General features: G+C 47.2%; 26 protein-coding genes. 4 read left to right on the forward strand and 22 right to left on the reverse strand.

Annotated elements, in window-relative coordinates; all coding sequences use genetic code 11:
- Window positions 1-9: 9 nt before the first annotated feature.
- The 11 genes from ACI3EZ_RS04185 to glyQ all read right to left on the reverse strand — a co-directional run bounded on the left by ACI3EZ_RS04185 (window position 10) and on the right by glyQ (window position 11,702).
- A complete protein-coding gene (locus ACI3EZ_RS04185; protein ID WP_405025627.1) occupies window positions 10-969 on the reverse strand; it encodes a dihydrodipicolinate synthase family protein in 960 nt (319 codons plus the stop codon).
- Window positions 970-981: 12 nt separating this feature from the next.
- Window positions 982-1,977 (reverse strand): LacI family DNA-binding transcriptional regulator, encoded by a 996-nt coding sequence (locus ACI3EZ_RS04190; RefSeq protein WP_405025628.1) that lies wholly within the window; start codon window positions 1,975-1,977, stop codon window positions 982-984.
- 208 nt (window positions 1,978-2,185) lie between these two features.
- Window positions 2,186-2,485 (reverse strand): nucleoside triphosphate pyrophosphohydrolase family protein, encoded by a 300-nt coding sequence (locus ACI3EZ_RS04195; RefSeq protein ID WP_405024195.1) that lies wholly within the window; start codon window positions 2,483-2,485, stop codon window positions 2,186-2,188.
- A gap of 1 nt (window position 2,486) precedes the next feature.
- Entirely contained in the window at window positions 2,487-3,095 is a 609-nt protein-coding gene (yihA, locus tag ACI3EZ_RS04200) for a ribosome biogenesis GTP-binding protein YihA/YsxC (RefSeq protein ID WP_405025629.1), read from the reverse strand.
- A gap of 332 nt (window positions 3,096-3,427) precedes the next feature.
- On the reverse strand, window positions 3,428-3,889 hold the full coding sequence (locus tag ACI3EZ_RS04205; protein ID WP_405025679.1) for a hypothetical protein: 462 nt from the start codon (window positions 3,887-3,889) through the stop codon (window positions 3,428-3,430).
- A gap of 17 nt (window positions 3,890-3,906) precedes the next feature.
- Complete coding sequence (locus tag ACI3EZ_RS04210) at window positions 3,907-4,740, reverse strand: Nif3-like dinuclear metal center hexameric protein (protein ID WP_405025630.1); 834 nt, start codon at window positions 4,738-4,740, stop codon at window positions 3,907-3,909.
- A complete protein-coding gene (locus ACI3EZ_RS04215) occupies window positions 4,724-5,434 on the reverse strand; it encodes a tRNA (adenine(22)-N(1))-methyltransferase (protein ID WP_405025631.1) in 711 nt (236 codons plus the stop codon). The genes ACI3EZ_RS04210 and ACI3EZ_RS04215 overlap by 17 nt, the downstream gene beginning before the upstream one ends.
- A gap of 173 nt (window positions 5,435-5,607) precedes the next feature.
- Window positions 5,608-6,732: an RNA polymerase sigma factor RpoD gene (gene rpoD, locus ACI3EZ_RS04220; RefSeq protein WP_405024200.1), complete on the reverse strand. Its 1,125-nt coding sequence runs from the start codon at window positions 6,730-6,732 to the stop codon at window positions 5,608-5,610.
- 14 nt (window positions 6,733-6,746) lie between these two features.
- Window positions 6,747-8,591 (reverse strand): DNA primase, encoded by a 1,845-nt coding sequence (gene dnaG / locus ACI3EZ_RS04225; protein ID WP_405025632.1) that lies wholly within the window; start codon window positions 8,589-8,591, stop codon window positions 6,747-6,749.
- Window positions 8,592-8,703: 112 nt separating this feature from the next.
- On the reverse strand, window positions 8,704-10,782 hold the full coding sequence (gene glyS, locus ACI3EZ_RS04230) for a glycine--tRNA ligase subunit beta (protein ID WP_405025633.1): 2,079 nt from the start codon (window positions 10,780-10,782) through the stop codon (window positions 8,704-8,706).
- Complete coding sequence (gene glyQ / locus ACI3EZ_RS04235; RefSeq protein ID WP_405024203.1) at window positions 10,782-11,702, reverse strand: glycine--tRNA ligase subunit alpha; 921 nt, start codon at window positions 11,700-11,702, stop codon at window positions 10,782-10,784. The genes glyS and glyQ overlap by 1 nt, the downstream gene beginning before the upstream one ends.
- Before the next feature lie 364 nt (window positions 11,703-12,066).
- Between glyQ and ACI3EZ_RS04240 the strand changes: the two genes are divergently transcribed.
- Both ACI3EZ_RS04240 and ACI3EZ_RS04245 read left to right on the forward strand, forming a co-directional pair.
- Window positions 12,067-12,717: a DUF975 family protein gene (locus tag ACI3EZ_RS04240; RefSeq protein ID WP_405025634.1), complete on the forward strand. Its 651-nt coding sequence runs from the start codon at window positions 12,067-12,069 to the stop codon at window positions 12,715-12,717.
- Window positions 12,718-12,797: 80 nt separating this feature from the next.
- Window positions 12,798-13,565, forward strand: a complete 768-nt coding sequence (locus tag ACI3EZ_RS04245; protein WP_405025635.1) for a DUF975 family protein — start codon at window positions 12,798-12,800, stop codon at window positions 13,563-13,565.
- Window positions 13,566-13,605: 40 nt separating this feature from the next.
- On the opposite strand, the gene recO is transcribed toward ACI3EZ_RS04245, so the two are convergent.
- The 7 genes from recO to rpsU all read right to left on the reverse strand — a co-directional run bounded on the left by recO (window position 13,606) and on the right by rpsU (window position 17,966).
- Window positions 13,606-14,412 (reverse strand): DNA repair protein RecO, encoded by an 807-nt coding sequence (gene recO, locus ACI3EZ_RS04250; RefSeq protein ID WP_405025636.1) that lies wholly within the window; start codon window positions 14,410-14,412, stop codon window positions 13,606-13,608.
- 12 nt (window positions 14,413-14,424) lie between these two features.
- Window positions 14,425-15,330 carry a GTPase Era gene (era, locus tag ACI3EZ_RS04255; protein WP_405025637.1) on the reverse strand — a complete coding sequence of 302 codons (906 nt, stop codon included), beginning with the start codon at window positions 15,328-15,330 and terminating at the stop codon, window positions 14,425-14,427.
- A gap of 18 nt (window positions 15,331-15,348) precedes the next feature.
- Window positions 15,349-15,738, reverse strand: a complete 390-nt coding sequence (locus ACI3EZ_RS04260; RefSeq protein ID WP_405024206.1) for a diacylglycerol kinase family protein — start codon at window positions 15,736-15,738, stop codon at window positions 15,349-15,351.
- The gene (gene ybeY, locus ACI3EZ_RS04265; protein ID WP_405024207.1) at window positions 15,728-16,198 is read right to left on the reverse strand and encodes an rRNA maturation RNase YbeY; all 471 of its coding nucleotides are present in this window, start codon (window positions 16,196-16,198) and stop codon (window positions 15,728-15,730) included. Before ybeY ends, ACI3EZ_RS04260 begins: the two co-directional genes overlap by 11 nt.
- Window positions 16,198-17,175, reverse strand: coding sequence for a PhoH family protein (locus ACI3EZ_RS04270; protein WP_405025638.1), 978 nt, complete (start codon window positions 17,173-17,175; stop codon window positions 16,198-16,200). The genes ybeY and ACI3EZ_RS04270 overlap by 1 nt, the downstream gene beginning before the upstream one ends.
- Window positions 17,176-17,312: 137 nt before the next feature.
- Window positions 17,313-17,759: a GatB/YqeY domain-containing protein gene (locus ACI3EZ_RS04275; protein ID WP_405024209.1), complete on the reverse strand. Its 447-nt coding sequence runs from the start codon at window positions 17,757-17,759 to the stop codon at window positions 17,313-17,315.
- A 21-nt stretch (window positions 17,760-17,780) separates the two neighbouring features.
- Window positions 17,781-17,966: a 30S ribosomal protein S21 gene (gene rpsU / locus ACI3EZ_RS04280; protein ID WP_283581936.1), complete on the reverse strand. Its 186-nt coding sequence runs from the start codon at window positions 17,964-17,966 to the stop codon at window positions 17,781-17,783.
- 183 nt (window positions 17,967-18,149) lie between these two features.
- Here rpsU and ACI3EZ_RS04285 point away from each other — a divergent pair, with 183 nt between their 5' ends.
- Together ACI3EZ_RS04285 and ACI3EZ_RS04290 are read left to right on the forward strand one after the other, a co-directional pair.
- Window positions 18,150-18,977, forward strand: coding sequence for a pyruvate, water dikinase regulatory protein (locus tag ACI3EZ_RS04285; RefSeq protein ID WP_405024210.1), 828 nt, complete (start codon window positions 18,150-18,152; stop codon window positions 18,975-18,977).
- A gap of 268 nt (window positions 18,978-19,245) precedes the next feature.
- Window positions 19,246-20,661, forward strand: a complete 1,416-nt coding sequence (locus tag ACI3EZ_RS04290) for an amino acid permease (protein WP_405024211.1) — start codon at window positions 19,246-19,248, stop codon at window positions 20,659-20,661.
- 185 nt (window positions 20,662-20,846) lie between these two features.
- Here the strand turns inward: ACI3EZ_RS04290 and ACI3EZ_RS04295 are convergent, their stop codons facing one another.
- The 4 genes from ACI3EZ_RS04295 to aspS form a co-directional block, all read right to left on the reverse strand.
- Window positions 20,847-21,755 (reverse strand): deoxyribonuclease IV, encoded by a 909-nt coding sequence (locus ACI3EZ_RS04295; RefSeq protein ID WP_405025639.1) that lies wholly within the window; start codon window positions 21,753-21,755, stop codon window positions 20,847-20,849.
- Between the two features lie 11 nt (window positions 21,756-21,766).
- Window positions 21,767-22,939, reverse strand: a complete 1,173-nt coding sequence (locus tag ACI3EZ_RS04300; RefSeq protein WP_405025640.1) for a CDP-glycerol glycerophosphotransferase family protein — start codon at window positions 22,937-22,939, stop codon at window positions 21,767-21,769.
- 11 nt (window positions 22,940-22,950) lie between these two features.
- Window positions 22,951-23,823, reverse strand: a complete 873-nt coding sequence (locus tag ACI3EZ_RS04305) for a YitT family protein (protein ID WP_405024214.1) — start codon at window positions 23,821-23,823, stop codon at window positions 22,951-22,953.
- 186 nt (window positions 23,824-24,009) lie between these two features.
- Window positions 24,010-25,773 carry an aspartate--tRNA ligase gene (gene aspS, locus ACI3EZ_RS04310; protein WP_405025641.1) on the reverse strand — a complete coding sequence of 588 codons (1,764 nt, stop codon included), beginning with the start codon at window positions 25,771-25,773 and terminating at the stop codon, window positions 24,010-24,012.
- Window positions 25,774-25,782: the final 9 nt, after the last annotated feature.

Raw genomic sequence — 25,782 nt, forward strand, 5'->3', positions numbered from 1 at the left:
TAATTATTACTAAAATTTCGACAGGTCAACCTGCGCTAACTTACTATTTGCAACTCCTTGAGCAATAATTGTTTTACTATTTTCCGTTAATGGAAGAACCGGTTTACGCATGTGTGCACTTGTAAAGATCCCACGGTCAACCAATACCTGTTTTAACCGGGCATGCGCTTCTCCAGAAGGTTGCCCTCCACGATAAATTGCGCGTTCTACTGGGAAAATTCGATCATCAACTGCATGTAACTCAGTGCAAGTTCCTGTCCTTGCCACCTTAAAAGCCTTGGTAATTAATTCAGGAATACACCCAGCAAATCCTAAAATTGCGCCATCCATTTCCGGAAATAATGAATTACAAATGGTTTCATCGTGGCATGTTAATAATGCTGCGTCAGGCGCCGCTTTACGGATTGACCGAACCTGCTCTTCATAGACAGATTGAACACGAGTCCCCATTTTAACCCCTTTAACATGCGGGATTTTAGTCAACATCTCAATCATTTGTTCAGCTGTATACGTCGCTTTAGTATATGCTGGATAAAGATGCAAAATAATATCGATATCAGCTTCCTCCGCAACATCATTGACAAACTGAAATGGAGATTCTGGATTCATTCCAAAGCGAAGCCACATATGCGGTGGCATTAACAAAATCCCATCTGCTCCCGCTTCCTTAGCATCACGAGCTGTTTCAATAGCTCCACGTGTGTTTTCGCTGCTTACACCTGAAACAATTGTCAAAGTATCCCCGACTTCATCAGCAGCAATTTCCGTAATCCTTTTTCTTTCTTTCCGCGTTAAAGCCGTGATTTCTCCCGTGTGACCATTGGTAACAATTCCTTGAATTCCGTCATCATAAAAGGACTTTAGCCAACGAAGGTATGCCCGGAATTCCGGTTCATTAATCGAATCATCCGCATTCATTGGGACTGAAATTGCTGGAAAAATAGTATGAAAATTCTTAACCTTAGCCATCACAAACTCCCCCTAGCATGTCTTTCGTTTTTCAAACCGTGTCTGTACATTTACTCTGTGAATTTCTGAATACTGCTCTAATTTTTCAACTTTGGTAATTACCATGCGTATTGCACAACGAGCAAGTTCATCTGATGGAAAATCAATTGCACTCACCTCATTTGAAGTCAATCTGCTAACAGTTCCTCCAGCAAGACTAATGAGCTTAATATCTTTTGGAATCTTAATATTGTATTCCTCTGCATATTGAAGAACACCCAGCGCCTCCGAATCATTTGCCACCATCACCCCGTCAATATTTGACGTTTTACTATACAAGTCCTTAAAAAGATCGTATCCAGCTCTAACAAAAGAATGTGGGTAAGCATCTAATTCTGCCATTTTTGCTGAATAGCCAGCCTCTTGGGCTAGTTGCTTGTACACTATAGCTTTTTCATGATATGAAATATCAGATAAAGGCCCGTTGATTAAACCAATTTGCTGACAACCTGCATCTTGCAACACCGTAAAGGCATCACGAACACTCTGTCCATAATCAACCGATACACAGTCAAGTTTCTGGCTAACATCACGTAAAACTTGAACGACAGGAATACCGCTAGCATTAATATCATTCAGTAACGTATTGTTTCCTCCCGTTGAGGTAATAACAATACCATCAACTAACCCCGTCCTCATCTTTTTTAATAACCTATTTTCACGTTGCACATCATCACCCGATAAACATACAACAAGGTCATAATTTTCTTCAGTAGCACGAAGTTCAGCTTCCCTAACAAAGTCCATAAAAATATTCAACTCAATATCTGGGACAATAATCCCCACAGCATGTACTCGTCCGCCAGTCAAAATTTCCTTAGTTGCATTTGAACCATATCGTAATTCACTTGCTACCTGAAGAATTCTCCGTTTTGTACTTGGATGAATACAAGGAGAATCATTTAATGCCCTTGATACTGTACTAATATCGACGTGTGCTCTTTGTGCAATATCTTTCAATCTTGGCATGTATGCCTCCCCCCCATTTCATCCAATTTAAGTAAAGAAATAATTATTTAGAGCTCTTAATTGCCTTTACAGTGCTAGGTTATCATAAAAACAACTAATTACAATAGCGTTGGCGTTTTCTGCAAAAAATTGCATAATATTTCACAAGTATTCGTAAATAAAATCCCGCGTAATCTATAACTACGTGGGGTTTTATTTACGACTTAAATTAATTTTCCCGTTTATATCCCCGCGGATACCGCTTCTTGAGAGTATCGATGTTTTGTTCTGCCACCTCACTGAATGGAATCTTAGCCCACTCAGCAATTTGAGAAAGGTACCACAAAACGTCCCCCATCTCATCAATTAACCGGTCGCGGTCAAGCTCGTCACCATGAAAAGTGTATTCCTTGATCAATTCGATTAACTGCCCACTTTCGCCGGCCAAACCCAACGCACAGTTGGTTAACACCCGCTCGTTCCCATAAAGTGTCCGGTTTGCTGCTTTTTGGTAGTCATCAAAATCCATTTTATTTCCCCCCGTTCGTTGCGGTTAAGTTACACTGCCGTTCAATCCAACGCCACACATTGTCTTTTCCGGTTCGATCCACCGCTGAAAACAACACCAATTGGTCAGCTGGCACCAACCGTAGCGTCTTACGAATCACACTTTCACTCCGATTACGCCGACTCCGCGGAATCTTATCAACCTTTGTGCCAACAACCAGCAGTGGAAATTGATAGTAATGAATAAAATCAATCATCTGTTGATCCAATTCAGTCGGCGCATGCCGGGAATCTACCAAGGAAATTACCCCCGCCAACTGCTGCCGCTGGGCAAAATATTCCTCAATCATTGCTCCCCATCTTTCACGGTCCTGCTTGGAAGCCCGGGCATAACCATATCCCGGAACATCCACAAAATTAAGCTGCTTTTCAACATTATAGAAGTTTAGTGTTTGCGTTTTTCCCGGCTGGCTCGACGTTCGCGCAAGTTTTTTGCGATTAATTAGCGTATTAATCAAGGAGGACTTCCCGACGTTCGATCGTCCTGCCAACGCAATTTCTGGTAAATTTCCATGCGGATACTGTTCCGGACGCACGGCACTAATTGTTAGTTCAACGTTGTGGACTTCCATCTCCATACCCCTTTCTAACCTGCTGTTATTCTAGCATACCTCCTCGAAGCACACGGGAAGAAAAAGCAGAGTCCAGCCCACTTGTGAACTAGCTCTGCTAACGGAAAATTACTTTTATGTTACGAATCAGCTACTCACCAGCAACTAACCGCACAACCTCCAAAATTACGACCATGGCTTTTTCATCACTTCAACGGACGTAAACTCATACCGAGAATGCTTGTTGTCCGTCCCGGCAAACAAATTCGACGTTGGAATTTCCATAAGAAAGCCATCCGTTCCACCGTCCGAACCGGGTAAACGACAGACAGAATGCCGAGTTTCCCCATGGCCTACTTGGCAACGTTAACGACGGTCATGTCCCTTTCGATTACTTCGCGCATGTCATAGTACTGATTCTTCGTATCAACAATTATCCGCGGTTCATCGTAGTTAGCATTCATCTTAGCCGCAATGTTTTTTACCCGTTGCTTGCGTTCTTCAAATTTTTGCCAATCGTAGCCGCGAATAATGTAGGTCATTTCAACGTGCTCCACCGTCCCACTGGAAGAAGCCTTCTCGATCCTCCGTTTCGGCGGGAACTTCATGAGCAGGTATTGCGTATCAAACTCCTCGGCTAGTTTGATGGCATTTACCATACACCCTTCGCAGTTACCGGTTTCCACAAACGAAATCTTCGCCTGTGTCTGCGGTGACAGAATTGTCGTTGCGTTTTCATCAGGCCGTGTTTCCGTCCCAACATACTTTAAAAACCAGGGAACGAGTTGCTCATACTTTGCCCCCCTATTAATCACCTCATTAAAAAACCTACCTAAACAAACTCAAACGGTTCGGTATTAATTTTGGACTGAATAACAGCGATATGCCAACCATTTTCTTGATTCCACTTCTCAAAGAGCTGACGCATATACGAAGCACTTATAACCTCAATATGATGCCCTGGATCAACCACCGTTAAACCAGCCGCCACCATGTCATGCGCGGTATGATAACCCACATCACCCGTCACGTAGGCGTCTGCTCCCTGAGCAAGGGCATCCTGGTAGAAACCAGCACCACTTCCACCTAGTACCGCAACCCTAGAAATCTTCCGGTTATGATCAGGCGTAATTAACCGTAATCCTGGAACGTTCAAGTGATCCTTACAATAGTCAGCAAATTCCCGGGCAGTTAACGGCTGCGGTAACGTCCCAAGCCGCCCAAGCCCGTAGCGGCCGGTCCGATGCTCCGCTTTAATTTGCGCCTTCTGGGAGGCATCTGGTTGGATAAGAACAGCAATATCAGTCAATCCGAGTTGACTACATAACCAATCATTCATCCCGTTAGTCGTACTATCCAGATTTGTATGTGCGGCATACACGGTAATTCCATGCTGCAGGATGGTTGCGTACATCCGGTTTTGCGGCACGGATAAGTCAAAGGTTTTCACAGCGTGAAACAGCGCCGGGTGGTGCGCATAAATCAAGTCCACCCCAGCATCAACGGCCTCCGCCACAGTCTCTGGTCGCACGTCTAACGTCACCATCATCTTATGAACTTCCTGCTGGTTATCACCAAGTTGGAGGCCAACATGATCCCACGACTCTGCTAGCCAAGCCGGTGCATACCGTTCCATCGGGGCAACAACATCATTTACCGTTACCATTTGCCACAACCTCCGTAATCATCTTAATTTCGGATCGAAGCTGAGTAATCCGCGCTTCAGCGGGCGCCTGCGCTTGCTGAACCTGATATAAAATCCGTTCCCGTTTGGTCCGCTCACGGACCCACTTATCCATGAAAGCCTTCGCGTGCTCACGCATTAAGAACGGTCCAAATAGCTCTTCTTCCGGACTGAGCTGGCGAATCCCCTGACCGTAATCCGCTACAATTATCTCATAGGTATGGTGATCCTCCCTAATGATTCGTTCGGCAACAATTCCGTAGCCATGGTGAATACACCACCGCCGAACGTTACGTTCCCCCACATTAGGTTGTAAGATTAATCGGGGATGCTGCAGCAATTGGCATACCCCAGCATCCAAAATATCCCGGATTAACGGTCCGCCCATTCCGCAAATTGTCACTGTATCAATCCGATCATCCGCATTGATTGCCGCTAACCCGTCTGCTAACCGGGGAACAATAATTTCCTGCAGGTTTTCCCGTTTAATTTCCCGGCAAGCATTCTGGTACGGTCCCCGGACAACTTCCCCCGCAACGGCGTACTTAATCTGGCCCTGAAGCGCCAAAAACGCCGGGAGATACGCGTGATCCGAACCAATATCAGCTAACCGCGCACCCGCAGGAACAAATTCAGCGGCCGTTGCTAACCGTCGTGATAGGTGCCGTGCATCCACGTTAATATCCTCCTTAAGAACGAGGCTGGGACAAACGTCTCAGCCTCTTCACTGTTTCCATAATCAATGTCAAAACAAACGCATTCCACTGCAAAATTAGAAAAATTTACTTTTCCGAGTAATTTACCCCACTCGTCTGTATCGTTTTGAATCTCTTGGTCACCTTTGTGTAACTAATCTAAGAAGTCCCGTAACTGCTTCGACCGCGATGGGTGCCGCAGTTTCCGCAGTGCCTTAGCTTCAATTTGCCGGATCCGTTCCCGCGTTACCCCGAAGGCCTTACCAACCTCTTCAAGGGTCCGGGTTCGCCCATCATCCAGCCCAAACCGTAACCGTAAAACGTTTTCCTCCCGATCAGTCAGGGTATCTAAAACATCCTCCAGTTGTTCCTTTAAAAGCTCATACGCCGCATGTTCAGCTGGACTCGTTGCATCCTGGTCTTCAATGAAATCGCCAAGGTGAGAATCATCCTCTTCCCCGATTGGGGTTTCTAGCGACACTGGCTCCTGAGCAATCTTTAAGATTTCCCGTACCTTTTCAGTTGGCATATCCATCTCATATCCAATTTCTTCTGGCATCGGCTCGCGGCCAAGATCCTGAAGCATCTGTCGTTGAATCCGGATCAACTTATTAATCGTTTCGACCATGTGAACTGGAATCCGAATTGTCCGGGCTTGATCAGCAATCGCCCGCGTAATTGCCTGCCGAATCCACCAGGTAGCGTACGTTGAAAACTTGAATCCCTTCCGGTAATCAAACTTCTCAACGGCCTTCATTAGCCCCATGTTTCCTTCCTGGATTAGATCGAGGAACGACATTCCCCGCCCAACGTAACGCTTAGCAATCGACACAACCAACCGTAAATTAGCTTCAGCTAACAGCTGCTTTGATTCCTCATCCCCCATTTCAATCTTGAGGGCTAACTCCTTTTCTTCGTCCGCTGTTAACAGGTCAACCCGCCCGATTTCCTTCAGGTACATCCGCACCGGATCGTTAATTTTAACCCCCGACGGTGCAGAAACACTTTTATCTTTCCGGGCCTTCTCCGCTTCACTATTTGCTGCCCGTAAACTTTGTTCGCTTGGATTCCCGTTTTCGTCAACCACAGAAATTCCTTCGTCCTCCACCTTAATAATAAGGTTATCCATCTGAGTCGCATTAAGGTGAAGCGGCGTTGCCAGTTCATCGGTCAGCTGGTTATAAGTAATCTGCTTGCTCTTCTTGTACTTCTGGACAAGTTTCCGGATTGCCTTTTCATAGGCAACCTTGTCAAATTGATCCTTCTTCTCCTTTGCCACAGTTTACAGCCTCCCTATTCATCTTGTTCCTGTTGCCGCAGTTTAACCAGCGATGTAAGAAGCATCACAATTCTATCCTGGTCGTTCGCCCGCTTGGCATCAGCAATCTCCTGTTTTATTTTATCAACTTTTTCCCTTATCGGGTAGTCATGTTTAATAACCGCCAGACAGTCGTCAACTTCCCCATCCGGCGCCGGCTCCGGATAATGCGCCATTTCAATCGCATTAATTACCCGGGCAAGTCGCTGGTCATCCACTAACGTGAGAAAATCAGCGACGTTAAACTCCTTGCGGTCCTGAAAATATCCCTGAAAATGAACGTAGATTTCCTCATACACTTCATGTGGAAATCCAAAATCAGAATCCTCAAAAATCCGTTCCCGCACCTCATCATCGGTAAACATTCGGTGTAACAATAACCGTTCCGCCCGCTCAGTCCGCGAAAGCTTTTCTCGTTGTGTGGGGGCCGCAACATACTGTTGCGCAAACTCGTGCGGTGCTTCTTGGCGTTCTTCTCTTTGCTGGGCGTCCGTCTGCTGGCGAATTCCCGCTAACTGTAATGAAAGTTGCTCCTGAGAAAGATGAAATTCCTTTGCCAATCGTCCCAGGTACAAGTCAACTTCCATTTGGTTATCAACCCGAGCAATTGCGCGTAAAACATCCTGTAGATACGCTAACTGATCCGTTTCATTTGCCAGATTACGCCCTTGCCGGTAATACCGCATGAAAAACGCCAACGGACTTTCCCTGGTCGTTGTCAAGGTGCGCTGAAATTTTTCCACCCCGTATTTTTGAAGGTACTCATCAGGATCCAAGCCCGCCGGCAATATAATAACTCCCAGATGAAGCCCCTTTACCGGAAGCATTAGCCCTAATGCCCGGTTAATTGCCCGCTGCCCTGCTTCATCACCGTCATAACACACGTTAATCTCCGTTGTTAGCCGCTGAAGAATAGCTACCTGTTCGTTTGTTAAACTAGTGCCCATCGACGCGACACTGTTTTTAACCCCTGCGCGGTAAGCGGCAATTACGTCCATAAACCCTTCAAACAGGATTACTCCACCGCCCTGCCGGATTGCTTCCCGGGCCTTATCAAGATTAAAGAGCACCCGGCGTTTATTAAAGAGCGGTGTTTCCGGTGAATTGAGGTACTTCGGGGTGTTAGGAGCTTTCTCCAAAATCCGTCCGGAAAAGGCGATTACGTGGCCATTTTCATTGCGCAGGGGGAACATCACCCGGCCAAGAAACCGGTCCCGAAGCCTTCCGTCCCGTGCCGTTACAAAAAGGCCAGATTTCCGCATTTCGTCATCCTTAAAGCCTTGTTCGTGTAAAACTTCCACGAGCAGGTTCTGCTTTGCTGTCGGGGCAAACCCAAGATGAAACTCTTCGATAATTTCATCGTCAAGGTGCCGCCCGTGCACGTACTGAAGGGCCGGTTCTCCTAAGGCCGTATTCACCAGCACATGGTGATAGAGATCATCAGCCACCGCATACATTTTTCGCAGACGCTGGTCGGGCCCTGATAAAGTTGTTTTCTGACCACCATTAGCTGCATTTCGCACCTGGTCATCGAGCGGAATGTTTGCAAAATCAGCGACCTTAATGACCGCCTCGACAAACGAACAGTGCTCAATTTCCTGAACAAACCGGAAAACGTTCCCGGAGCGGCCACACGAAAAGCAGTAGTAAAATTGTTTATCCTCTCGTACTGAAAATGACGGGGTATTTTCTGTCTGGAACGGACATAGCCCAAACCAGTTTTGCCCCTCTTTTCGGAGTTGAACGTACTTACTAATAACGTCGACAATGTTGACTTCATCGCGAATCCGATCAATAACTGCTGTTGGAATCCGTGCCACAATTTTCTCCTTTCCGGATTAATACCGCCACCAACCCCAATTATAGTAACTATCATTATAAAAAGGAGCGGACTAAAAGTCCACTCCTGAGCTATTTGAAATGATGGAACCACTACTTCACAATCAATTGGGTTAAATCTCCCAGTGTCCGAGTCAACTGCGCAATTACCACCAGCTGCTTTAAGTGGTTATTCTTAACCTGCTCATTATCACTCATAATCATCGTGGCATCAAAGTACGTACTAATAACGTCCTTCAGGCCAGCTAACGCCGCGTACTTTCCAGCAACATCCTGCTTGGCAAACCCGCCGCTAATTGCCGCAACTGCGTCGTTTAACTGCCGCTCCGAATCGTTCTCAAAGAGTGCTGGATCAACCGTTAAGTCGGCTAAGTTTCCGGCCTTCTTGCTCAACCGAACAACCCGGGTTAAGGCTTCAATCGTTTCCTTGAAGTCGGCATCCGCACTGTGGTCACTGAGAACCTGGGCGGCCTTAAAGATAGCCGGGAAGGCGTTGTCCTTTCCCGCAACGACAGTTTCAATAATATCGTGGCGGTACTTAGCATCATGGAGAAGCTGCGCAATCCGGTCCATCATAAAGGCAATCATCTGTTGACGGTTTTCCGTTGCCGGAATCGTCTTGTACAGTGCTGGTAACTGCTGAGCGGCCTGATCAACAAACCTTTCTAGAGTAGCCACCCCAAGGTTCCAACCCTGGTCCTTGATAATCCGGATAATTCCCAAAGCCTGCCGCCGGAGAGCATACGGGTCATTCGAACCACTTGGAAGCATTCCCGCAGCAAAGAAGGCCTGGATGCTATCGAGCTTATCAGCAATCGCAAGGACTGCACCGACCTTCGTTTGCGGGAGGGCGCCGTCCGCACTGGTTGGCATGTATTCTTCCCGCATGGCCATTGCAACGGCTTCGTCCTCGCCCTGAAGCCGGGCGTAAATTTCACCCATCGTCCCCTGCAGCTCAGCAAATTCACCGACCATCCCGGTTACCAGGTCAAACTTGTAAATCTGCGCTGCCCGGTGTAGGTACGCTAATTCATCCGTCGTTAAGTTAACCCGCCGCCCAATTTGCTGGGCAAGGTTATCAACCCGCTGCATTTTCTCGTAAATTGTCCCAATTTTATCGTGGAACGAAACCTTCTTAAGCTGTTCAACGTAGTTCGCAATTGTTGTCTTTTGATCCTCTTCGTAGAAGAACTTGGCGTCTTCCAGCCGGGCCGTCAGTACTTTTTCGTTGCCGGCAACCACGTTGTCCAAGTACTCGGTGTTCCCGTTCCGCACGGAAACAAAGTGCGGTAACAGTTTACCAGCATGGTCCGTCACATAGAAGAACCGTTGGTGATCCCGCATTGAAGTAATTAATACAGCGTCTGGCACTTGAAGGTACTTTTCGTCAAAGTTCCCCGCAAAAACGGTCGGGTACTCAACCAAATTATTAACTTCCTCTAATAAACCTGGTTCAACGTTAATCTGCCAGTCGTGTTGCTGGGCTATTTGATCAATCTGGGTTGTAATCATCCGCTTCCGAACACTCGCATCCGCAATCACCCACTCGTCCTTAAGCACCTCCGGGTAATCCGTTGCTTGCTTAATGGTTACCGGGTGGCCAAGAAAACGGTGTCCCTGGGACTCTTTCCCCGCAGAAATATCCCGAATGGTCAGCGGGACAACCGCGTCATCAAGGAGTGCTACCAACCACCGAATCGGCCGAATAAACTTAAAGTCCTGCGTTCCCCAGCGCATCATCGTCGGAAAGTTCATCTTAGTGATAACCGGCGCCATGTCCCGCAAAACCGTCGCAGCAGGTTTGCCCGCCACAAACTTTTTAACGTAGGCATACTCGGTCCCCTTTAATTCCTTAAAAAAGATGTCATCCGGCGTCATTCCTTGACCGCGGGAAAACCCAATTGCTGCTCTTGTCCAGTTACCATCTTCATCCTGGGCAATTTTTTTGGCCGGTCCCTTTGCCTCGGTTGAAATGTCATCCTGCTTATCAGCTAATCCGGTGACCTTGAGGGCTAACCGGCGAGGAGTTGAGAACTGTTCAATTTGGTCATAAGCAAGTCGTTGTTCCTTTAAGAAAGCCGCCATCCGGTCAGCTAACTGATGGACGCTAGGTGTCACCACGTGAGCCGGCATTTCCTCGACCCCAATTTCAAGTAAAAACGTATGTGCCATTATTTCTCCTCCTCTGCTAAGAGCTGTTGCCGGAGCTGCTCATCTTTAATCAACGGGAAACCAAGCTTCTTCCGCTCGGCAACAAAAACCCGTGCTACTTCCCGGGCCATATTCCGGATCCGGGCGAGATACCCCGCCCGCTCAGTAACGGACACCGCTCCCCGCGCATCCAACAAATTAAACGTGTGGCTGCACTTTAAGATGTAATCATACGCCGGATGAACCAAATTTAACGCCAAAAGTCGTTTTGCTTCCCTTTCAAAGATATCAAACTGATTCAACAGCATTTTCTGGTCGCTTTCATCAAACGAATACGTTGAGTGTTCAAATTCTGGTTCCTTAAAAATATCACCGTACAAAACGCCGTCCGCCCATTCGAGCTCAAAGACGGAGTTAACGTCCTGAATGTATGATGATAACCGCTCCAGCCCGTACGTTACCTCAACGGCCACCGGGTTCACTTCAAGCCCCCCAACCTGCTGGAAATAGGTAAACTGGGTAACTTCCATTCCGTCCAGCCAAACTTCCCAGCCGACTCCGGCACACCCCATTGACGGGTTCTCCCAGTTATCCTCAACAAACCGGATATCGTGCTCGGTAGCTACAATTCCTAACCGCTGTAAACTCTGCAGGTATAACTCCTGAATATTCTGTGGTGATGGCTTCATTAAAACCTGAAACTGGTGGTGTTGGTATAACCGGTTAGGGTTTTCACCGTACCGCCCATCAGCTGGCCGCCGGGACGGCTCCACGTAGGCAACGTTCCATGGTTCCGGTCCAATTGCCCGTAAAAACGTGTACGGACTCATCGTCCCGGCTCCCTTCTCCGTATCATAGGACTGCATCAGCATGCACCCCTGTTCCGCCCAAAACTGCTGCAGCGTCAGGATGATATCCTGCACGGATAACTTCGCTGTCATTTGTATCCATCCTCCTTAAAAAAATTAACCCGCGGCCCAATCATCCATGAGCCCATGCAGGCACATAGGGACGATTTTCACCGCGGTTCCACCCTATTTCTAGCGAACTATCTTCGTTAGCACTTAATTAATTTAGTTCAGGAAGTGCCCCGAACGGTTCACCGGCCCCCTCACACTTCCAGGGCTCGCTGTGCGGCTGACACCATTCATCCTCATCCATCGTTACTAAACTTTTCTACCGCCTAGAATAGTAAAAAAGTGGCGGAATGTCAACGTTTATTAGAGGAATTCCTTGACCCACCCCAACTTTATTTGATAAGATTACTAACGTTTTAATTAATTACATAAAAGGAGTTGTTGATTAATGACACGTGCTGATTTAAAGGCCGCTGCCAAGGAAAAGTTACGCGGAAACTGGGGTTGGGGTGCGCTAGTGACACTGATTTTTTGTGTAATCTGCACTTTTCTACCCGTTTTTCGGGTTAGAATAGTTGTTAGTCTTATCGCAGCTTTTTTAAGTTTAGGGTTGTTATCTGCGACGTACGACCTAGTAAACGATAAGAAAACGGATAACGTCTTCATGGCCACGTTTAGCCAGATTAAGGGGCAACGATCTGGGCTGATTTTTAGTACCTGGATATTGAGTTTTATCTTCCAGACCTTATGGACGTTCCTGCTTGTTGTTCCTGGAATTATTAAGGGAATTGCCTATTCCCAAGCAATTTATATCGCCCAGGATGCTGCCGACGACGGAAAGACAATGACAGCCACCGAAGCTATTACACTTAACCGGAAGGTAATGGACGGCCACAAGTGGGAGCTTTTTGTCCTCTGTCTCTCATTCCTTGGTTGGGAAATTTTATCACTCTTTACCCTTTTCATTGGTTTCCTATGGGTGATTCCTTACATGCAAACTACGCTCGCTGAATACCACAAGTACGTCATGGACGAATACTCAAAGCAGCAGGGCCAGACATCAACTGATGGTCAGCAAACAACTAGTTTTAACGTCTAGTGATTTAATATACTATAATGAAGCCTGTTCTGGATCTTTCCGGAACGGGTTTTATTTAAGCACATAGGGGAGTTGATTTCATGTTATGGAAAGCATTAAAAACCGTGGCTAAAGAGAAATTACGCGGAAACTGGGGCTGGGGCGCCCTCACCATTCTTCTTTTTGGCATCGCAAGTAACATCATGCTATTTGCTGGCTACATGTTATTTACTGTTGCGTTGCTTCTCACTCTCCTTATCCTTAAACCCGTTAACGACGACTTTTATGGCATTTTGGGCATTTTCATACTCATCATTTTTCCCATCTTTTTATTTACCATGGTTTATGTTTTACTATTCCTCCTAACAGGAATTCAAGCGGCCACCTATGACCTTGTTAGCGGTAAAAAAACAGATAACGTTTTTGCGGCAACCTTTAGCCAGTTTATCCACCACCGGGGCTGGCGCTTCTTTAAGACGTGGCTTTTATCCTTAGTTTTTAACACGCTCTGGTCCTTTCTTTTTCTTATTCCTGGCTGGATTAAGGGGTTGGCTTATTCCCAGTCTCTCTACATTATTCAGGATGCCATCGATAACGGAACGTCCATGACGGCCCGGAAAGCAATTACCCTAAGCCGAAAAGTAATGGACGGCCACAAATGGGAATTATTGGGATTAATGTTATCATTCGTTGGATGGCTATTTTTAAGCATTATCACCTACGGCATTGGTTTCTTCTGGACGTTGCCGTACATGTTCACCACTATGGCCGAATACCATAAGTACGTAATGGCCGATTACACCAGGCGTCATCAGAACGGACTACCCAGTTCAAAGACGTATACAACAGCCAGCTATTCCGTTAAGTAGTTCATTATTCTAAAACAGGCTGAGGAAGTAAATCCTCAGCCTATTTTCTATTATCTGAATTTGCGCCCCTTCGCCGCACCTGTAAGTCCGGGGCCACCATCATCTTACGCAAAAACTCCCGCGAGCGAAGCTGCAAATCAACGTAATGATCATATAACCGATCAATTACCAACTGCAAGTTCCTCTTGGTTGCCGGACGAATGTCAATCTGGTTCACCCGTTCAAGGTTTAGCATCGTAAACTGGCGCAAGAAATATATCGTGTGGGCATCAAGGTGCAACCGCTGGGGATCACGCCCCCAGTGCCGCTGACATAACAGTCCCCCCATTTCCAAGGAAAAATCAAACGGCGGCGTTTGCTCGTGGCACACCACACAATCAGTAAGGTGCGGCATCACCCCAAAGCACCGCCACAGTTGCACTTCAACGATGTTCGTTACCACCTGCGGGTCCAGCCCATCATCGATCATAGCTAACGCCCGCCGGATCCGGGGAAACCATTGCTGGGCGAGGGCCAGATCGCCCCGAACCGCATGCCGCGCAAGCTCAAGAAGGTACGTACCATAGGCATTTAACATAATATCCTGGTACAACCCCGCCCACTGCTGTAAGTTTTTGGCCGCATTGATGTACGATAACCCGTTATCATTGACGTTGCCAACGTAAGTGCCCCACGTAAACGGAAGGATCGCTGCGGCTAACCGGAAACCCCGCTTGTGCGCTCCCCGCACGTAAAAGGTCCGGTACCCGAACCGGTCGGTATACATCGTTACCAGCATGTCCCGTTCCTTGTAGTCACGCCGGGAAACAATCATTCCCTGAAATTCAACTGCCCGGTAGATGGTCATGCTTGTCCTCCACTATTTGTAATCTTCGGCCCGGTAACCAAACTCCCGCAGGTCAACCTGCCGGTCCTTCCAGTTAGGCTGCACCCGCACCCATAGCTCCAGGTAAACCCGATCGCCCAGCATCCGTTCAATGTCCTTCCGGGCCCGCACACCAATCTGCTTGAGCATTTTGCCACCCTTGCCAATGATAATGCCTTTCTGGCTCTTCCGCTCCACGACAATGGTCGCCTGCACCAGGACCTTTTCGTCGTCCTTTCGCTGAACCCGGTCAGTAACCACCGCCACAGAATGCGGCACCTCTTCCCGCGTTAGCTGCAAAACCTTTTCCCGGATCAACTCGCTAATTACAAACCGTTCTGGGTGGTCAGTAATTTGGTCGGCCGGATAGTACTGGGGGCCTTCTGGTAACCGGTGAACCAGCTCATCCACCAGTTGCGGACAATTATTCCCCTCGAGGGCTGAAATTGGAAATACCCCCGTAAAATCCAGGCTATCCTGGTACGCCGCCACAATCTCTGGAAGTTGGTTAGGATGGACTTGGTCAATTTTATTCACCACCAGGTAAATTGGCTGATGGACCTGTTTAAGGCGGTTAATAATGAAATCGTCCCCGCGTCCGCGTTTCTGGGTTGCATTTACCATGAATAACACCGCGTCCACCTCATTAAGGGTGGAAAGCGCAGCATCCACCATGAAATCACCCAACCGACTATGCGGTTTATGAATTCCAGGGGTATCAATAAAGACAATCTGAGCGGCATCCGTCGTATAAATCCCCTGAATCTTATTCCGAGTAGTTTGCGCTTTGTCACTCATAATCGCAATTTTTTGTCCCACCACCCGGTTTAAAAAGGTGGATTTGCCGACGTTGGGTCGCCCCAAGATCGCAACAAATCCTGAATGAAAGTTTTCTTGCATCATTTGCTCCTTTCAGCGCTATTTCACTAACGCTAAGGCATGGGGGCCAAACACTAACACTGCTACCAGTACCGCAAACGCCGCAGCTACTAATACCGCTCCAGCCGCAACATCCTTCGCCTTCTTAGCAAGCTCATCACGCTGCAGGTGACTTGCCAAATCAGCCAAATTTTCCGTAACGGTGTTCCACAATTCACTTACTATCACTAATGTAACCGCTGCAAGCAGCCACAACCACTCCGAATATGTTACCCGGAAAAGAAAACCGCAGACAACAACGCCCACGGCAGCACAACAATGAAAGCGGAAATTTCGCTCTTCTTGGAACGCCGTGACGATCCCATCAAGGGCGTGCCGCAGCGCCTGAATAAAGTGGTGGTTCTTCCATTGATTTTGATTAGCGTTCAAGCCCAAAGTCCCCCAAAATTTTTCGCTGTAACCCAAACATTTCTTTTTCATCTTCCGGTTTCATATGATCGTACCCGTTAAGGTGCAAGAAACCATGCAGGGCCAAAAAGCCCAGTTCCCGTTCTTCAGAATGGCCCAGATAAGCGGCCTGTTCCGTTACCTTTTCCATCGAGATAAAAATATCCCCGATATTGCGGGGAAGCGCCGCCCCTTCTGGCATAATAATGACGTCGTCTTCCGGATCATCCTCAAGCGCAAAACTAATCACGTCAGTCGGCTTATCTACGCCCCGATACTTCTTATTAATCGCGTGAATCCGATTGTTGTCTACGAGTGTCACCGACATCTCCGTATTATCCGGAAGATCAATCGCCTTTCCCGCAAAGTTCAGAATATCGTTAATTAACTTAATTCGTTCCGCACTAACCTGTTTAGTTTCGTCATAAATCTCTAAGTCCACTACTGCTCCTCCTTTGCAGCCTGGGCGTACGCATTAATAATCTCAGAAACAACTGGATGCCGCACCACGTCAGCCTGATTAAACGTAACAAACCCAATGTGGGGTTGCTTCCGTAAAACACGCTGAGCATCCACCAATCCACTTGCCCGGTATCCTTGCGGCAAGTCAATCTGCGTTTCGTCCCCGTTGACAATCATCTTTGAGCCAAATCCGAGCCGGGTTAAAAACATCTTCATCTGTTGCCGTGTGGTATTCTGCGCTTCGTCCAGAATAACAAACGCATTGTCAAGCGTCCGCCCCCGCATGTAAGCCAACGGCGCAATTTCAATCACTCCGCGCTCAATCAGGCGGTCAGTATGATCAGCTCCGAAAATTGCATGAAGCGCATCGTATAGCGGTCGGAGATACGGGTCAACCTTTTCCTTGAGGTCTCCCGGCAGGAACCCCAACGATTCCCCCGCTTCAACCGCAGGCCGGGTCAAAATAAGGCGCTCAACCTCCTTACGCTTAAGAGCCGCCACCGCCATTACAACGGCCAAAAACGTTTTCCCCGTCCCCGCCGGACCAATACCAAACGTAAGGTCATTATGCTTAACGGCTTGCACGTACTGGCGTTGCCCGTAATTCTTTACCCGAATCGGGCGGCCCTTCGCATCTTTAAGGAGAATAGTCGTGTACAAATCAGGGAAATACTCTAACCGGTGATGCTCAGCCATCGTCATTGCGGAAACAATGTCCGGGCCGCCTAACCGGATTCCCTGATTAATAATCTTAATCAACGCATCGAAAATCGCCTTCACCCGTTGCACTGCTTCGACTGAACCAGTAATTTTCACGGTCTCGCCCATCGGATTAAGCGTCACCTTTTGTCCTTCCTCAATTAGGTGCAAGAACTCATCGTTAATCCCAAACAACGGCCCTGCAATCTTCGGATTAACGAGCCGGTATTCCCGTTCGACAACCGCTGTATTCGTCACCCACAAAATCTCCTTTACTTCGTTATTAATTCCAGCGTAATTATAGCACATTACATAATCTTACCCGACCATTGTACTGGAGAACAAAAACCGCTATCGTAACCCTCATAGCTACGGTAGCGGCCTCAGACACTGATCTACTCATTTAATTGTTCATTAACTAGCTGATTGACCAGCTTGCCATCAGCCTGACCCTTCAGCTTCGGCATAACCGCCTTCATTACCTTCCCAAAATCGGCTTTTGAGGTGGCACCTACTTCCGTAATGGTTTGGCTGACAATCGCGCGAACCTCATCCGTGCTTAACTGTTCAGGCATATACCCCTGAACAATCTTAATCTCCTGCTTTAACTGGGTAACCGTATCATCCCGACCAGCTTCCTCATACTCCTTAATGGAGTCCTTCCGCTGCTTCAATTCCCGGGATAAAACCGCCAGTTCTTCGTCCGGTGTGAGGTCATGACCAAGGTTAATTTTTTCGTTTGCCACTGCCGCCTTTAACATCCGCACCGTTCCTAACGTTGCCTTGTCATGGCTTTTCATAGCAGCAACCATATCCTTGTTTAATGAATCAAGCAAACTCATTAAGCCAACCTCCCAAAGCGACTAGAAGCGCCGCTTATTCTTCCGCTTACGTGCAGCTTCAGACTTCTTCTTCCGCCGAACACTAGGCTTCTCATAGAATTCACGCTTACGGTATTCTTGCAGAGTACCTGTTTTTGAAACGGAACGTTTGAAGCGACGAAGAGCGTCATCAATAGATTCGTTCTTACGAACAACTGTCTTTGACATGGTGTTTCCCTCCCTCCGAGCTTAAATGTAACCGTCGTTGTACATACGACCAACTTAAACAGTCCTTTCACATTGTACCCCCGTTAATGCACGCCAGTCAATAATCTTTTCACCCCATGCTAACCGCTTTCTTTTTGGTATAATATTTACGAATAAAAGCGCTTTACTTAGAGGAGGATTTCCATGACAACCAGTAACTCAATTCCGGTATATGTAATTTCGGATTCACTCGGCGAAACCGCCAAGCACGTCGTTGATTCAGCTCTTGTTCAGTTTCCTGATAATCACTTCACGGTTGAAAAATTTCCGTTTTCCCGAACGACATCAATAATTGACGGGATCTTAAACCGAGCGAAGCGGGAAAATGCTTTTATCATCCACACCCTCGTTGATCCCCAACTGGCCCACCACGTAAATACGTTCTGTGAAGAGAACCGCCTGGATTACTTTGATACCATGTCACCCCTGATGGCAAAGCTTGAACACCGTACGGGACAGCACGCCGCCCACGGAGTCAGCATGAACCACACCACAGATAAAAACTACTTTGATCGGATTAAGGCAATCGAGTTTGCAGTCACTTATGACGACGGCAAGGATCCAAGCGGTCTCTTAAAAGCTGACATTGTCTTGTTAGGAATCTCCCGGACTTCCAAAACACCATTATCACTCTACCTGGCTAATCAGGGATACAAGGTCGCAAACCTGCCCCTCGTTCCGCAAGCTCAGATTCCTGAAGAAATTTACCGGGTTAATAAGGACAAAATTTTCGGGTTGACGAACGATCCGGACGTCTTAAACGACATTCGGCGGGAACGGATGATTGCATACGGGCTTGATCCTGAAACAACCTATTCCAATACGGATAATATTGAAAAGGAACTGCAGTATGCTAACGACCTTTACCACCAACTTGGATGCCTCGTAATTAACGTTGCACACAAATCCATTGAAGAAACCGCCACCCTTATTATGGAAAGTCTTCCAGCCAATACATCACCCTATGACTAACCATGGAAATAATGCTTTCTATTGCTAGTCTCATGTAATTGAATTCTAAACAAACGGGCTAAATGAAAGCGGAAAAGCTAACGGATCACCGCAATTGTGACCCGCACAACTTATCGCTTTTACCACGCCCGTTTTTTATTGATTACATTTTACCTTCATCTGAAAATAAAATGATGATAAAATGAAAGAAATCTCATTTTATGCATTGCTTTTAAATTGCTTGTAGTAAAATGAAATTAGTTTTTTCAATGTGTGAGGAGGAAAATTTATGGCGACGGAGAAACGTAAACTCAAACGGTCCCTATCACCTGGTCAACTAGAAATGATTTCCCTTGGAGGGGCGATTGGGGTCGGCCTGTTTATGGGATCAACATCAACCATTAAGTGGACAGGACCGTCCGTTATTTTAGGATATGCTCTGGTGGGAGTAATCTTGTACATTATCATGCGAGCATTAGGAGAAATGCTATACGTCAACCCCGGAACGGGCTCTTTTGCCCAGTTTGCTACCGAATATATTCATCCATTAGCGGGGTACCTCGCTAAATGGGCTAATGTTTGTGAATACATTGTTGTTGGGATGTCCGAAGTTATTGCGGCAACCGAATACCTAAATTACTGGTGGCCACATCTTCCTGCATGGGTATCTGGGCTTGTCGTCATCGCATTTCTAACCCTTACTAACCTGTTATCGGCAAAGTCATATGGGACCCTCGAGTTCTACTTCTCCATGATTAAGGTTGTCACCATCATCCTCATGATCATTCTGGGAGCACTCATCATTGTTCTGGGCTTTGGTAATCACTGGCATCCTGTCGGTTTCAGTAACCTGTGGTCCCACGGTGGTTTCTTCACCGGCGGAATTAAGGGCTTCATTTTCTCGATGTCCATCATCGTTGGATCATACCAGGGAATTGAACTACTCGGAATTTCTGCCGGAGAAGCTAAGGACCCCAAGCACGCTGTGGTTAAGTCGGTTAAATCCGTTATCTGGCGGATTCTAATCTTCTACGTTGGGGCAATCGGCGTAATTGTCACCATTTACCCATGGAATAAACTAGGGTCAATTGGTTCTCCGTTCGTCCAAACGTTTGCTAAGATTGGCATCACGAGCGCTGCTGGAATTATTAATTTCGTGGTTCTTACTGCTGCTCTTTCCGGGGCAAACTCAGGAATTTATAGTTCCAGCCGGATGCTTTATATGCTGGCCCATGAAAACGATGCACCCAAAAAGCTCGGAAAGCTATCCAAACGCCTTGTCCCGAATAACGCCATCCTTGCTATTTCAGGCGGAATTCTCTTAGGCTTTATCCTTGACCTTGTGTCATCAGCATTCAATAAGTCCACCGCTGACTTGTTCGTGGTTGTCTTTAGTTCAAGTGTGCTACCAGGAATGATTCCGTGGCTGGTTATTCTTCTAGCCGAGCTTCGGTTCCGTAAAAATAACCCCGCGATTATGACCGATCACCCGTTTAAGTTACCCCTTTACCCGTGGTCTAATTACCTAGCGCTTGCCTTTATGGCCGTAATTATTATCTTCATGTTTATTAACCCGGATACGCGTGTTTCAGTTAGCGTTGGTGCCATTATCCTTATAATGCTAATCATCGTATACATCGTCCGGCACGGATTGGGAGAACGAACTGATTATGATATCAAAACAAACGAACGGAGTGGAAATTAACCCCAAATATGATAGTCCACATGGATAAGTTAACATTACCTTCTAGCATTTGTTTGGTTTAACTTGCAATCATACACAGATAACAAACAAAGAGCGGTTGTGTCAAAAAAATTCCCGAATCTTGTTTCTTCAATTCAAGATTCGGGAATTTTTAAGGCCGCAACCGCTCTTTGGCTATTAGTCGGCTACCCTTCTGTCACTTTTCCCTTCGCCGCAACCACATGAGCCTGAACATCCGGGTCATATTGATTCGTTGTTAACATTTGAATTTCAAACCCGTACGGCGCATACTTATGGTTTTTATCCGGGCCAACATAAGGTGTCTCCAAGATCTTCGGAACATCCGTTAATTGCGGATGGTGCGCAATATAATTCAACGCATCAAAACCGATTGTTCCGCAGCCAATATTTTCGTGCCGGTCCTTGTGACTTCCTTGTGGGTTCTTCGAATCATTAAGATGGATCACCTTTAACCGGTCAAGTCCAACAATATGATCAAACTCGTTTAAAACCCCATCAAAATTGTCCTTGATAGCGTACCCCGCATCGTTCGTATGACACGTATCCAGGGTAACCGAAAGCCGGTCGTTTAAAGTTACCTTATCAATAATTGCTGCCAGTTCCTCAAAAGTCCGGCCAACTTCGGTTCCTTTTCCCGCCATTGTTTCCAGAGCAATTTGAACGTGCTGTTCCCGAGATAACACTTCGTTAAGGCCGTGTGCAATGCTAGCAATTCCCGCTTCAGCACCAGCTCCAACATGCGCTCCCGGATGAAGGGTCATTTGCGGTGCCCCTAGCGCATCCGCCCGCGTCACTTCTTTTTGTAAGAACTCAACAGCAAACGCAAACTTATGCGAATCAGCATTCCCTAGATTAACAATGTACGGCGCATGCACAACGATGTCGTGAATCCCGTGTTCCTGCATAAATTGTTTTCCAGCCGGGATGTTCATCTCCTCAAGGGGCTTGCGCCGGGTATTCTGTGGTGCGCCCGTATATACCATCATCGTGTTGGCGTGATACCCCGCAGCTTCCTTGGCTGATCCCAAAAACATGTCCTTACCCCGCATTTTAACGTGTGATCCAATTAACATTACTTCTCACCTCATTTATTGACCGGAAGGTACGTATCAAGCACCCGCCTAGTTGCCTCTCCGTCATTCATTGTATTCCACTGGGCATTAAATGAAACTAAATTAGCCTGTCCGTTCTTGGACTGAAGCGCGGCGCTAACTTCCCGCGCATTCCGGCATATGGGGCCCGGAAGCCACGCTGCCATGTCAGGTTGCAGACCAACTCGCTGCTGATATTCGGCCTCATCATACCAATAAAAGATCATCCGCCCTGCATTAGGAAGAACTGCGTAATCGAAAATCACCGAAGAATAATCAGTAATCAGACAATCCGTTACCGTGAGCAGATCCTCCGTGGTAAAGTCAGGAATCACCATCACTTGCCGGCCAAACCGCTTAATAAATGCCTGCTCAGTAGCTTGAACGTGGGGGTGTAACTTAATTATCAATCGTTGCTTGGAAGACAACCCCGCAACAATTTGCGCAAAATCATCGGGGATATTAAATACCGGTTTCCCAACCGCATCTTCCCGGTACGTTGGCGCGTACAAAAAAACCTCTTTCCCCTGAAGTTCAGGATACTGCTTGTATATCCGATTAGGTATTTGTGTGCGCCATGTTTGATCAAATAACCGGTCGCTTCGCGGGTATCCTAATACGCGTCCCCGGGATTCTGGAACGTGGTAACTTCGCGCAAAAACCCGGGCCATCTGGGTGGAGCCAACGACGTATTCATCGAACTGATCGTACACACGTTGAAAACGCCGCTTATCTGCCCGGGAACGTTGCCGTGTTTGCGGTTCTTCCCACCCAAAGGATTTTACCGCTCCGTTTGCGTGCCATACTTGAACAACCGTGGTTTGCTGATGATCGAACGGACAGCCTGCTAAAAAGGCGTAATAGTTATCACAAAACAGTAACCGCGCATTCATAATTACCCGTAATGGCCGTCCCAAGAAACAAAGGCCTTCCGTAAAGGCCTGCACCTTAATTCCATCGGCGGCTAGCTGCTGGGCCGTTGCCACACAATTAGGCTTATACAGAATCGTGATTGGCACTCCTAGTTGCCGGGCCCGTTGTGCAAGCGCGCGAATAAACTCCTGATTATTACCAAAACTCATGACGTATGCAATCTCTTGTGGTGCCCGATTTTTAACCATTCCAGCCACCAACCGCACAAGCCATAAATAAATTACCTTCTTCATTAGGAACCCCCCTATGGCTCGGGTTCGTAAAAGTGTCCCATAATATGAACATTATCCGCAATACTGACGAAGGCGTGTGGATCCGATTCCTCCATTGCCATTCTTAATTCTGGTTGTTCATAGCGGGAAATGACAGTAAAGAGGATGGTTTTTTCATCATGCTTATACGCCCCTTCGGCGCCGTGAACAATCGTAATTCCCCGCCGCAAGTGATTTTGAATACAGTCAATTACACTCTTAGGCTTAGTCGTTACGATCATCACCTGCATCTTTTGCTGGCGGGTGTAAACCATGTCCATCACGCGCGCGTTGACAAACAAGCCCATCGCGGAGTAAAAAGCATATGGCCAACCGTAAACTGCCCCCGCCGCAAGCACAATTAAGGCGTTAAATAACAGGTTAAACGTCCCGATACTTTTTCCGGTTAGTTTCCGGAGGGTGAGCCCTAAAATATCCAGTCCCCCCGTCGAAATCCCGTTTTTTAGTGCTAATCCGGTTCCAAAGCCATTAATTACGGCCCCAAAAATTGAACAAATGATTGGGTCGGTTGTTAACGTCACGGGTTTAAGCACCTTAATCATGACACTTGAGCAAACAACCGCAATGAACGTAAAAACGGTAAACCGGTGTCCAATTTCCTTCCAGGCTAACCCGAACAACGGAACGTTTAATACAAACAGCATTAGGGCCGCTGATAAGGGATGCTGCCAGTGTGCTGTGAGGGAGGCAACCAGCTGCGCCGCTCCTGTTACCCCTGACGAGTAAATTTTTCCGGGGGTCCAAAAAAAATTCATTGCAACTGACACTAAGATACCGTAAATAAATGCCGTCGATGCCCGTGAAATGTAAGCATGACGCTTCCAGATTTTTTGTAATTCATTCACGCTTGGGACTCCTTCATCTTTTGCTGTCGTTAGGATAACGCACAACCAGTCCCCCGGCAAGCCAACACAGTAAAATTTATTAATTTCCCCCTACCGCAGCTAACCCGTTTATTAGGAACCAGACCATTCAAAAATAACAAGGAGGTCGCACCTTCTCTGGTACAACCTCCCGTAAATTATTGGGACTTATTCTTCCGTTTCAAGGTGTAACTCATCCAATTGCTTCTGAGCTACCGGTCGCGGAGCGTTTGTCAACGGATCAACCGCCTTTGAATTTTTAGGGAACGCAATGACTTCCCGAATGTTATCCCGCTTAGCAAGGAGCATCGCAAACCGATCCAGCCCCAGCGCCAAGCCGCCATGTGGGGGGAAACCATAATCTAAGGCATCCATAAACCAGCCAAACTGCGCCCTTGCCCTTTCTGGTGTAAAGCCTAACGCCTTAAACATCTTCTCCTGAACGTCACGCCGATGAATCCGGATTGAGCCCCCTCCGAGTTCATAACCATTTAACACAATATCATAACTTTGCGCGTGTGCCTTATGCGGATCCGTTTCAAGCAAGGCAACGTCTTCTTCATTTGGCATCGTAAATGGATGATGGGCAGCAATGTAGCGACCAAATTCCTCACTGTACTCAAATAACGGCCAGTCAACTACCCAAATAAAGGCAAATTCATCTTCATCAATCATGCCCTGTTCCTTAGCAATAGCACACCGCAGGTAACCGAGGGAATCCGCCACAACCTTTCGCTTATCCGCTACGAATAACAACAAATCACCCTCTGCGGCTCCCGTTGCGTCCTTAACAGCTTTTGCCACCGTATCGCCCTTAAAGAACTTAGCAATTGGCCCGCCAAAACCGTCTGCCGTAACCTTCATCCAGGCTAGGCCCTTTGCCCCAAAGCGCTTAATGTACTCCTGTTTTTGCTCAATCTGTTTCCGGGAATACTTATCAGCCCCGTTGGGAACGACGATTGCCTTCACCTGACCGCCGTTTTCAAGTACGCTATCGAAAACCTTAAACCCAGCCGGTCGTACTGCTTCAGCAACGTCCTTTAACTCCATCCCAAACCGAATATCGGGTTTGTCTGAACCAAACCGGTCCATGGCTTCATTCCACGTAATCCGCTGAATTGGCGTCTTGATGTCAATCCCCAGCGTTTCTTTCATTACCCGTTTAAGGAGGCCTTCAGTCATGGTTTGAATTTCTTCCGCATCCATAAACGACATTTCCATGTCAATTTGAGTAAATTCTGGCTGCCGGTCTCCCCGAAGGTCCTCATCCCGGAAACAACGGGCAATCTGATAGTACCGGTCAAATCCCGCCCCCATTAACAACTGCTTAAACAACTGTGGTGATTGCGGTAGCGCGTAAAATGACCCGGGGTAAACCCGTGACGGTACTAAATAATCCCGTGCCCCTTCCGGTGTTGACTTAGTTAGGTAAGGCGTTTCTACGTTAATAAAGTCATTTTCATCTAAGTACCGGTGAACGGCCTGGGTAATCCGGTTACGAATCAATAACGCCCGTTGCATTTCCGGCCGCCGCAAATCCAAATACCGGTATTTTAACCGTAAATCGTCTGCCGCACTAATATCATCCTTAATTTCAAACGGGGTGGTCTTGGCCTTATTAAGGATAATCATCTCCTGAACATTCACCTCAACCTGCCCGGTCTTCATTTCAGGGTTGACTGCGCCGTCTCCCCGTTTAACCACGGTCCCATGCACCTCAATAACATCCTCACCGTGCAAAGACTCTGCCGCCTCCCGGACATTAGCAGGCGTTTTAGGGTTAACTACCAGCTGGACAATTCCATGCCGGTCCCGTAAGTCGATAAATACCAGGTTCCCGAGGTTGCGCTTTTTTTGTACCCACCCCTTTAAGACGACCTGCTGGTCAACAAATGCCGACGTTAGATTCCCACAATACGTTGTTCTTCTCATTCTCCTACT

Source organism: Ligilactobacillus sp. LYQ60 (assembly GCF_045033015.1).
Lineage (GTDB): Bacteria > Bacillota > Bacilli > Lactobacillales > Lactobacillaceae > Ligilactobacillus.